The organism is Streptomyces albidochromogenes (assembly GCF_005981925.1).
Taxonomy (GTDB): domain Bacteria; phylum Actinomycetota; class Actinomycetes; order Streptomycetales; family Streptomycetaceae; genus Streptomyces; species Streptomyces albidochromogenes.
On record NZ_VBVX01000559.1, the window covers coordinates 1 to 2,011 of the forward strand.

At 71.5% G+C, this 2,011-nt stretch carries 3 protein-coding genes; 1 reads left to right on the forward strand and 2 read right to left on the reverse strand.

Annotated elements, in window-relative coordinates:
• Together E2E34_RS36030 and E2E34_RS35790 are read right to left on the reverse strand one after the other, a co-directional pair.
• Positions 1-276 (reverse strand): hypothetical protein (locus E2E34_RS36030; protein WP_208765415.1); only part of this gene is annotated, 276 nt, incomplete at its 3' end.
• Positions 277-306: 30 nt separating this feature from the next.
• Entirely contained in the window at positions 307-474 is a 168-nt protein-coding gene (locus E2E34_RS35790; protein WP_167518448.1) for a hypothetical protein, read from the reverse strand.
• A 259-nt stretch (positions 475-733) separates the two neighbouring features.
• On the opposite strand from E2E34_RS35790, the gene E2E34_RS33815 reads away from it, so the two are divergent.
• Positions 734-2,011: toxin glutamine deamidase domain-containing protein (locus E2E34_RS33815; protein ID WP_167518449.1), on the forward strand; the 1,278-nt coding region annotated here is incomplete at its 3' end.

Sequence of the window (2,011 nt, forward strand, 5' to 3'; positions counted from 1 at the left end):
ATAAGAGACAGCCTCCACCCCGAGTCCGACACCGTCGACACCGCCCCGCACGCCGGCACCGTCGACGGACGGCCGCGCCCCGGGTGCGACGCCGGGCGCCGTGACGAGCCCCAACGGGAACACCCCGGGCGGGGCGAACACCCGTACCCCGGGAGCGCCTCCGGTCGCGGGTGATGGCCGCACCCCGAACCAGAGCACACCCGGCAGGGACAGCAGCCGTACGCCGAACCAGAGCACACCGAGCTCGGACGGCAGCCGTACGCCATCGCAGAGCACACCGCCCGCGGCCGGCGGGAGGTCTCCCGGTCAGACGCCCACCACGCCCACCACGCCGAGCTCGACCGACGGCCGCAGCCCCCACACGAACCAGAACCCGAGTTCCACCACCCCGAACCAGGACCCGAGGCAGCCGGCCACACCCAGGAGCACGACGCCGCCGACCACTCCGACAACAACTCCGAGTTCGGCGGGCACCCCCGGCAACGGCAACCCTGGTCGTACACCCGACGCCGCACCGCCTCCGGCAGCCGGCAACAGGCCGACTGCGTCGCAGCCGGGTACGAGCACCACTCCGCCACGGCCGCAGCAGCCGGCGGGCAGCGCTCCGCACACGCCGAGCAGGCCGGACGCACCCAACCCACCGCAGCAACCCGGCAACACCAACCCGGGCACGCCGTCGAACACCCCCAACCAGCAGCAGCAACCTCAGGTGACTGCGGTACCGATTCACACCGTGGCCCCTGGGCCGAACCCCTCGGCCCAGGCGTCGAGCACTCCTCCGTCCGGCCCGAAGGAGCCCGGTTCGCCGCAGGCCGACCCCGGCACGTCCGACAAGCCGGAACCGGAGCCGGACAACTTCAACGACATCCGCGACGACCTGGACCACTCCCCGGGAGGGCTGCGGGAGCCCGACCCGCAGGACCAGCAGATCCTGGCGAACGCCGTGCCGAAGAATCCTGACGGTACCCCTCAGCGGTTCCCCGACCCGTTCGGTCCCTGGAGCCAGCTGCAGAACGACGGCGGCAACGAGGTGCCCGGGCGCAGCAACAACTGCGCCGACTGCGCCCGCTCCTTCCTTGAGACCTGGTATGGAAACCCGCAGGTCTCGGCCCCCCGCACCCTGGACCACGACGAGGACGGAAACCCCGACCCGTTCTCGCCGGAGAACGACGCGAACGAGAATCAGATGCGCTGGGCGGGGACGCCGTACACCTACTCGGGACCCGGCGACGACCCCAACACCGCTGCGGGCATCGTGTGGGACCTGGAGCAGGCCGGTCACGGCGCGGCGGCCATCGTGCATGTGGACTGGGCCGACGGCAGCGGCGGCCACGCGTTCAATGCCGTGAACCACAACGGCACCGTCGTCTGGGTCGACACCCAGAGCGGTGAGGTAAGCCACGATCCGCTCCACATCGCCGACGCGGAGAACGTCTGGCACATCCCCTTGGACGCCGACCGGAACCCGATCCTCCCGCCGGAGACCGAGACGGACGGCTCGGACGAGACGACGAACGAGTCGACGGAGGACTCCGGAACCGGGACGGACGACTCGCACACGGGAACCGACGACTCCCCGTCCTCGGAGAACGGGCAGAGCGTCCCCGAGAACGACCCTTCGGGCTCTCAGGGCCAGCCGAAGGCCGGTGACGCGACCGGTGACTCCAGCACCCCGGACAGCCGGCCTGGCCAGGCCACGCCCCCTCCCGGCGACACCGGCAGCAACCGCTCGGAGCAGAGCTCTCCCCCGAACCCCACCAGCACGGGACTCTCGTCCACCCCGAGCCCGACGGCGTCAACCACGCCGACACCGTCGCCTGACGGCCGCACCCCGGGGCCGGATGCCCGTACCCCGGATCCGAATCAGCCGGCCCCCAGCACGACACCGGCCAGTTCGACCACACCCGAAACCTCGCCCGGCCGGACACCGACTCCTCAGGCGAACACACCGAACACCAGCACACCGAACTCGCCGAACTCGCCGAACTCGCCGAACAGCGGTACGCCGAGC